The following is an 8,070-nucleotide window of genomic DNA, read 5'->3' as shown; positions in this document are numbered from 1 at the left end:
AGGAGACGTTACTCAAGGGGTCAAAGTTGGGTGAAAAAACTCAGTCCAGAGGGGTCAGATTTACGTGGAAATCAACATCCGGTCTTCCCCGAGGGAAGGCCAAGGAGTGAATGTCTTGAAGTCCAACCAACGCGCCACCATAGAGACACTGCTGGAGCGCAACACACCGCAACGCGAGATCGCCCGCATCACGGGCATTGACCGCAAGACGATCAGGAGCTACCGCCAGCGCTGGCTGGAGCAACTGCAGTCAAATTCCCCCGGGGTGGCCACCGGCTCGGCAGAGCAAACTCCCCCACCCTGGCCACCGGCTCCTGGGCCGGTGGCCACCTCCCTGTGCGAACCCCACCGCGAGTTCATCGAAGCGCAGTTGCGTCTGAAGCGCAACGCCATGGCCATCTTCCAGGACCTGGTCGACCAGCACGGCTTTGCCGGGCAGTACAACTCGGTCAAACGCTTCTGCGCAAAGCTGCGCCACAAGGAGCCGGAGCAGTTCGATCGCCTGTCCTTCCTGCCCGGCGAGGAGATGCAGGTGGACTACGGCGAGGGCGCGCCCACACGCGTGCCCGGCAGCGAGCGGTACCGCAAACCCCGCTTGTTCGTGGCCACCTTGCGGTACTCCCGTGCCAGTTTCCGGTTCGTGGTGTGGAAGTCCAGTCACCAGATATGGGCCGAGCTGCATGAGAGGGCCTTTCGCTACTTCGGTGGCTGCCCGCAATACGTGGTGCTGGACAATTTGAAGGAAGGCGTCATCAAGCCCGACCTGTACGAGCCCGAGCTCAACCGGATCTACGCCGCCACCCTGACTCACTACGGCGTGGTGGCCGACCCGGCGCGGGTGCGAGACCCCAACCGCAAGGGCACGGTCGAGCATGCCATCGGCCACACCCAGGCCACGGCCTTGAAGGGCCGGCGCTTTGAGTCCATCGAGGCCCAGAACGAGTTCCTGGCGCACTGGGAGAAGAACTGGGCGGCCAAGCGCATCCACGGCACCGAGCGCCGGCAGGTGCAGACCATGTTCGAGGAAGAACGTGCCCACCTCAAACCCCTGCCTCTCTTGGGCATGCAGTATTTCGACGAGGCGGTGCGCACCGTCTGCGACGACAACTGTGTGCGGGTGGATCACAGCAGCTACGCCGCTCGCCCGGCCTCCATTGGATCCAAGGTGCTCGTGCGCATTTACGCCCAGCGCATCGAGATTCGTGACATGCACACCAGTGCCCTGCTGCGCACCCACGCCAAAGCCGAGCGCCCCGGCACGGTGGTGCTGCCCATGGAGGAGCGGGTGTTCAATCCGTCTCGTGAGACCCGCCTGATCCTGCGTCAGGCAGGCGAGATCGGTGAGCACGCCAGGCGGCTGTGTCAGTTGCTCTTTGCCATCGAGGGCCGGGTGGGCCAGCGCAAGCTCTGGGGCATCGTCAGTCTGGCCAGGCGTTACCCGGCGCACTGCGTCAATACGGCCTGCGCGCAGGCCCTGGAGCAAGGGATCTACAGCTACAAGCGCGTGCTGGCTTTGACTGAAGCCATCTTTGCCCAGGCACTGGCGGCCATCGAGACCGAGTCCAACAGTGCGTCCAGCGGTGCGAGCGCCGCCGGTGCCCGAACGCTGACCCAGCAGCACGACCTGATCCGCGACGCCGATGAGTACGCCGATCTGTTCGCGCACGCGGCGGCCGCCACCGCCACCGCACCGGGAGTTCAGCCATGAACATGATCGAGATCGAACGCGCGCTGCGCGAACTGCGTCTGTCCGGCATTGCCGAGACCCTGTCCACCCGCGTGATGCAGGCCCAGGCCGCCCAGCAGCCGTTTCTGGAGACCTTCTCGGCCATGCTGCAAGATGAGCTGGACCGCCGGCGCTCACGCCTGACCGAGCGCCGCTTCAAGCGATCCGGGCTGGATGAGAAGGTCAGCCTGGCCGACTTTGACTGGCGTTTCAATCCGAAGCTGCCGCGCAGCGTCTGCTTCGAGTTGCACACCCTGAAGTTCATCGGCGAGGGTGCCAATGCCTTGATCATCGGCAAGCCCGGCACCGGCAAGAGCCATGTGGCCAAAGCTGTGGCCTACCAGGCCACGCTGCAGGGATACGACGCACGTTACCTGGAGGCCGATACCGAATTTGCCCGCTACGCGTTGGCCAGCGACTCAGAGCGCACCGAGCTGCTCAAGGACTGGGTCTCACCGGACCTGATCATCCTCGATGACCTGTTCCTGGCCAGACGCATCAGCGAGCACGCAGCCGAGGTGCTGCAGGCCATCGTGCACCAGCGCTACAAGCTGCGCCGCTCCATCGTCATCACATCCAACCGCGTGGTGCAGGACTGGGGCAAATATCTGGGCGACGCCACCATGGCCACCACCATCCTGGACCGCCTCATGCACCGCTGCGCAATGCTGGAGTTCGAGGGCAAGAGCTACCGCCTCAAGGAGGCTGCCGCACGCATCGCCATCACACCCGAGTCGTCATAATCTGGTCGTCCTGCCTGGGGGAATTTGGGGTGGCCAAGGGTGGGGGAATTTGACCTGGCCATCGGGGGTTAGCCCGACGCTTTCAGCAAACTGCTCCCAGTGACGCGCCTGGACTTCGCTGAACTTGTACTTGCTGCCGATTTTCATCGCCATATTTTGCGTCAGTGTTGGATACACTGCCGTCGAGAGCATGTCGTAAGACGGTGCCAGAACGGGCGCCTTGCCCGAGTACAGCAGTGAGAAATTCTTGGCGTGCGCATCATGATTGCCGATCAGCGCATTGAAGATCACATAGTCGAGCAGTCGCAGAACCTGCGGTGCACTGGGGCGTGTCGCACTGCGTAACAGATCAAAGCACTGCGCCAGATCCGGACCACCTTCATTTTGGTATTTCATTTCTGGCACCACACCCAGCGCCTGGCAGAAATCCTCTTGATGAAGGCGTTGACGGTTCCCCTGCGCATCAATCAGTCGGTCGTAGCGTTCAACCAGCAGAAAGGAGCAATCCAATACCTTGTGTACTTTTGATTTCGCTGGCTTGAGCTGCATGGCCTCAGCCAGTGCCATGCAGAATCCCTCGTTGCTAACGCTGTCTTCAACAGCGTGAATGGCCGGTTTCAGGATATGCGAGCTAGGCGTTCCGTTGAGGGGCAGACCAATGCGGGCACCGTCAAACACCACCGGTAGTTTGTCCTGGGCACCTGCCAATGAAAGCCGCAAGCCGTCTTGGCCTGCCAACATGGGGCGGCGCGGTAGTTCATCCAGGATGGCAACAACTTCCTCGTCGCTCAGCCATTGAACGTCATCGCTACGGGTCGGCACAGGCAAAGCTTGTCCCGGCTCTAGGAACGTCACAGCCCCGGCGCATTCGCCGCCAATGTGGTCCAGCAGTGCAAAGTCGTTCTGGCCTGAAACTTGGAATTGTTTCGCAATCAAGCGGCGCATCTGCCCTTCGGGCAGAAGACCCGCAAAGAAGGGGCGCGTTTTGCGATCGTCGAACGGCTCCGCTTGCAGGGGCAGCGAGGCAGACAAGGTGATGGCGTCCTTGTGTGACAGCCAATCGGGTAGGTAGCAAAAGTTGAGTCGACCATCAACCAGCGCCAACGTGCCGACACGATCTGCAAAAACCCAGACTTCCAGTTCATGCACCATGGTTGCCACCTTCACATTGATCGTCGACTACGGTTGATGGCAACCCGCTCAACTGAATCTCACCACCCAGGGCATCAATGACCCGTAGCACGTTTTCCAGTCGCAAGGTGGGTTTGCCTGCTTCAAGCTCGACAATGAAGCGCACCCCTACCCCAGCCGCCAGAGCCAGCTGAGGCTGTGTCAGCCCGAGCTGTTTGCGTGCGGCACGCAGTGCATCACCGAGTTGTTGCGGGGATCGAATGGATGTCATGGCTCGCTACGTTTCCCGTTCGGGAAATTATCAGCCATAACCGGACTATGTGCAAGCAATATTTCCCGATCGGGAATGTTCAGTTCGGTTAGGACATGATCTATCCATATGTTTCCCGATCGGGAAACAACCGCAGCGCTCGATTCCAAAGTGACAGGGTGCGCGGCAAGTATCGTCCCAGACCGTCCGACGTAGCGCAGCAGCACTTGCACGATGGCTCAGGAAACATGCATGACGCAAACGGCCGTCAGCCGCATCTAGCGCGCCTTCGGTCTGCAGCCGCATCGGCAAGAGAGTGGACCCGTTGACATCATGTTTGTGCTTCCAGCTGCCGGATTCGCTCTGCCGCTTTGATACCTGGTGTTTTCAAAGAAGCTTCCGGAATCGAGCCACAAGCAGTTCCCCACTGGTCGTGCTCAGGCCTGTACGGCCGTCAGTCAAGAACAGCGACTTGCAAAATGGCCTGTAGAGCCATGAACGGTCATTAACCGCCACCTTCGTTCTTCTACGGCCTGTTATCGAAGGGCCATCACAAGCCCGTGTGCGGCTGAGTTGCGTGGTTCGTTGGGTGATTGCGCAGTCAATACGGCTTGGTCACGCAGCCAGCTGACCCGATCGTACACATAGTCCGGGAATTCCTGTGCCAACGTGGTTTTGCGCAAGATGAGGTTGCGGGCCAGGTGGGCCACTTCTGCGACCTCTTGCTCATTGCGCACTTCAAGTGGTGCCGCCAGGGTCACGCCCATGGCCCAACTGAGACGCTCCCATTTCCATGACGGGCGAACTTCCAGGTCGATCCCATCCCTCATCAACCTTTCCTCAATCTGGAATAGCGTGGCGTAGTGTTGTCTCTGCGCCACCGAAGGCTCGCGACTGGTGTAGCTGCTCAGCTTTTTCCGCCGGCCCGATTTGCCAACTTTTTTGTAGTTCTGGGTTCCCCCTTCGATCAGCCAGCGATCCCGGGGGCCGTCACCAGCCTCGTCCCAAGCCAGGGAGGAGATAGCTTCTTTTAAGATGTCCCGAGGATGCCGCCACCACACCATGACGCGTCGTCCATTGAGGATGAAGCCCACATCATCCCAGTACGAAAGGCTGCCTTTTGAGGGCGACTGCGGTGTGTTCTTGCAGCATCTCCAATACCTCTGTCAGGTGTGCGCAGCGTTCTTCGATGGTTTCACCTTGGGTGTACGCACCTGGGATTCCTGGCACATTGCCCACCAGCAATCACGTGTCTGGATCGCGTTCGATCTGAATGGACGGGACACAAAGGCCAGCGCTTTGCTTCTGCAGGAACTTTGCAATCCGGGGGTCGGAAGCCTGGATCGTCTGCACGCGGCCATCGACATACCCGGTGAGGGGGATGCCAGCGCGTGCGTTCGATGCGACCGCGTTGGCCACAGCTTCCCTTGCTAGCTGAGTTAGCTGATCAGCATCCAATCCGTGAAAAGTAGGAGTCGCGCGTTCCATGCGGGGAAGGCTACAGCCATTGATGACCGGGGGCAAGGCCGCTTAGATCAGACCGATCCCCTCGTGCACGTGTTTTGAGATCGCAATGCGCACCTCGTGGTGCACTAAGTCACGAAGGTGGTACAGCCCTTTCGCGTTCTTCAGACCTGCAGCCTTCACCACTTGTTCGACAGTGAAGTCACTATTGAGCCATCGCACAAGGACGGTGTTTCGGACAACCTGTGGCCCCAGACGCGCGGGAGACGGCAGGTTACTGCTTTGACATGCCGTTCGAATGGTTTTGGTCACCAGATACAGGAGTGCGTGCATAGACATGGATGGCGATTTCCGCGAACAAAACAGCACCTCATGATCTTGGGCCGGCTCATAGCACTTACGGGCGGACAGCCATTCTCCGAGGGCTTTCGCCACTGACGCTGGCACATGCATGACCCTGTGGTCTCCGCGTGTTTCGTTTTCTACCCGCAACGCAGTGATCTTGCCATTCGGAATTGCCTTGCGTGGATCCTCATCTCCTTCGATCAATACGTCCTTCACCGTCAGTTGCCGTATCTCTCTGGGAGCAAGTCCAAGATGAAAAATTACCATCAATATCGCGCGATTTCGCCTCTCAATCAGGTCATCACCAACTGGGAAGGCAGCAAACGCCGCTTTCCAGAGCGCATTTGAGAGGATGGTCCCCTTGGGATCCTCGCTTGGCGGCATGTCCTCCCCCAGCAAGCCAAGAGCCGGATTTGCATTCACCCACTTCTGTGACAGCGCGAATTGGTAAATTCGGTTTATGGCGCTCCAATAGCGCCTGCGAGTGATGAGACTGACCGTACCTTGTTTTTTTGAAGCCCGTAAGCTGCCGTTGATGAAATTGTGGACGTCTACGGCAGTGGCCTTGTGCCAAGCGGTGGCAGACATAGCTTGCCCGTCGATGTTGGCATGTTGACTCAACGACGTAAGCCAGCGTTTCCAAATTAGCCGATAAAGAACCGCCCCCTTAGGGGTTAGCCAATCGCGATCGTCGTTGGCGCGATTGTTGAACCAGAGCTCAAACACCTCTGGTCCCAAAGGCCTCGGCACAGGGGATAAGAGGTGATTCTCCTGCAGAGGCAAGTCAGACATAGAGCTTTCTTGAAGTTTTGAATGCACATTACATGACGTAAAAAACATTAAGCCATCATGCCATCTCATATCCGAAAGCTACGCGCAAAGCATAGAAATGAAAAGTTGATCAGCAAATGAAAACGCTGATGACTGTGAAGTCCGGTCATGTAGTGTGCATTCAATTGTCGGGCCTAGTCGCTCGCGAAGATCGGCACCGGTATGCCGATGCCCCTAGCAGGCTGCTGAAATACCCTCCACCTTCACTCCTCGGTTGACGCCTTGCCACGACAATCAAGGCACCCCTACCGACCAGACAGACGAGCCATCCATGCGCGGAGCTGATACCTTCACCGAGAGCCTGTTCACCATGCGCCACCTCGATGATTTCGTTCCCGCCGATCACCCCCTGCGCGTGATCCGTGTGATGGTCAACAAAGCCCTGACCCACATGGATGAGCTGTTTGCCCGGATGTATGCGGCTGACATCAAAGGCGGGCGCCCCAGCATTGCTCCCGAGAAGCTGCTGCGCGCCATGCTCATCCAGGTGCTCTACAGCGTGCGCTCGGAGCGCCAGCTGATGGAGCAGACCCAATACAACCTTCTGTTTCGCTGGTTCATCGGCCTGGCCATGGACGACGCAGTCTGGGTGCCCACTGTCTTCAGCAAGAACCGTGAACGCCTGATCGAGCACGATGCGGTCATCGAGTTCTTCAATCAGATCGTGCAACAAGCCCAGGAGCAGGAACTGCTCTCGGGTGTTGCCGCCGACTGAAAACTGACCCACTTAGAGGGCATGTGCCGCTTCAAAACTGACCCAGGTGTTTTACTTGCCTTGCCTAAATATTGGGCAGGGAAAATGCAAGGTGATCACCATGGAAATGTTGGGAAGAATTCGACGGATGTACATGCGCGACAAGGTGTCGTTGCATGAGATAGCCAAGCGCACGGGCCTATCGCGCAACACGGTGCGAAGCTGGCTGAGGAAGCCAGAGGAGGTGAAGGAGCCCGTCTACAGCCGCACGGCGGGCTTCAACAAGCTCAATGCGTATGTGGCCGAACTGGAGCAGTCGCTCAAGGCCGATGCGCATCGACCCAAGCAGAACCGTCGCACGGCACGCGCCTTGTTTGCGCAAATCAAGACCAGCGGATATGAGGGTGGGTACACCCGCGTCACGGACTTTATCCGGGCCTGGCGCGTCGACGCTGGCAAGGACGCCCGGGCGTTCGTGCCACTGAAGTTCGAGATGGGCGAGGCGTTCCAGTTCGACTGGAGCGAAGAGGGCTTGGTGGTGGGCGGTATCTACCACCGCATGCAGGTGTCGCACATGAAGCTGTGCGCCAGCCGCGCATTCTGGCTGGTGGCCTACCCCAGCCAGGGTCACGAGATGCTGTTTGACGCCCACACCCGTTCCTTTGCGGCGCTCGGTGGCGTGGCTCGCCGGGGTATTTACGACAACATGAAGACGGCCGTGGACAAGGTCCCGCGCGGCAAAGGCGGACAAGGTGGCAAGGGCCGCATCGTCAACGCACGCTTTGCCGTGATGTGCGCACATTACCTATTTGGGTATTTCGGACCAACGTGACCGGTGATTTCGGCATCGTGACCGAGGATTTCGGTCGATCGTGACCGAACTCCT

The 8,070-nt window shown here is 59.0% G+C and carries 6 protein-coding genes and 2 pseudogenes; 4 read left to right on the top strand and 4 right to left on the bottom strand.

The features are described 5' to 3' along the window. Nucleotides 1-106 precede the first annotated feature (106 nt). Nucleotides 107-1,708, top strand: a complete 1,602-nt coding sequence (gene istA / locus AC1Q5S_RS21915; protein WP_492239423.1) for an IS21 family transposase — start codon at nucleotides 107-109, stop codon at nucleotides 1,706-1,708. After that, nucleotides 1,705-2,469, top strand: coding sequence for an IS21-like element helper ATPase IstB (gene istB, locus AC1Q5S_RS21910; protein ID WP_492239422.1), 765 nt, complete (start codon nucleotides 1,705-1,707; stop codon nucleotides 2,467-2,469). Before istA (AC1Q5S_RS21915) ends, istB begins: the two co-directional genes overlap by 4 nt. On the opposite strand, the gene AC1Q5S_RS21905 is transcribed toward istB, so the two are convergent. The 4 genes from AC1Q5S_RS21905 to AC1Q5S_RS21890 form a co-directional block, all read right to left on the bottom strand. Continuing rightward, nucleotides 2,464-3,621: a type II toxin-antitoxin system HipA family toxin gene (locus tag AC1Q5S_RS21905; RefSeq protein WP_492239421.1), complete on the bottom strand. Its 1,158-nt coding sequence runs from the start codon at nucleotides 3,619-3,621 to the stop codon at nucleotides 2,464-2,466. The two genes, istB and AC1Q5S_RS21905, sit on opposite strands and share 6 nt — an antisense overlap. Next, nucleotides 3,611-3,871 carry a helix-turn-helix transcriptional regulator gene (locus AC1Q5S_RS21900; protein WP_086929086.1) on the bottom strand — a complete coding sequence of 87 codons (261 nt, stop codon included), beginning with the start codon at nucleotides 3,869-3,871 and terminating at the stop codon, nucleotides 3,611-3,613. The genes AC1Q5S_RS21905 and AC1Q5S_RS21900 overlap by 11 nt, the downstream gene beginning before the upstream one ends. A gap of 515 nt (nucleotides 3,872-4,386) precedes the next feature. After that, complete coding sequence (locus AC1Q5S_RS21895) at nucleotides 4,387-4,944, bottom strand: hypothetical protein (protein ID WP_232476749.1); 558 nt, start codon at nucleotides 4,942-4,944, stop codon at nucleotides 4,387-4,389. Nucleotides 4,945-5,380: 436 nt separating this feature from the next. Then, the gene (locus tag AC1Q5S_RS21890) at nucleotides 5,381-6,451 is read right to left on the bottom strand and encodes a tyrosine-type recombinase/integrase (protein ID WP_157667156.1); all 1,071 of its coding nucleotides are present in this window, start codon (nucleotides 6,449-6,451) and stop codon (nucleotides 5,381-5,383) included. Between the two features lie 310 nt (nucleotides 6,452-6,761). Between AC1Q5S_RS21890 and AC1Q5S_RS21885 the strand changes: the two are divergent. Further along, a pseudogene (locus tag AC1Q5S_RS21885) lies at nucleotides 6,762-7,190 on the top strand (transposase); the annotation flags it as partial. A gap of 115 nt (nucleotides 7,191-7,305) precedes the next feature. After that, a pseudogene (istA, locus tag AC1Q5S_RS21880) lies at nucleotides 7,306-7,995 on the top strand (IS21 family transposase); the annotation flags it as partial. Between the last annotated feature and the right edge of the window lie 75 nt (nucleotides 7,996-8,070).

The sequence above is a fragment of the Acidovorax sp. GW835-FHT14B10 genome, from assembly GCF_058793725.1.
The sequence above is the reverse complement of the archived record's forward strand: the minus strand, read 5'-3'. Positions and strand labels throughout refer to the sequence as shown.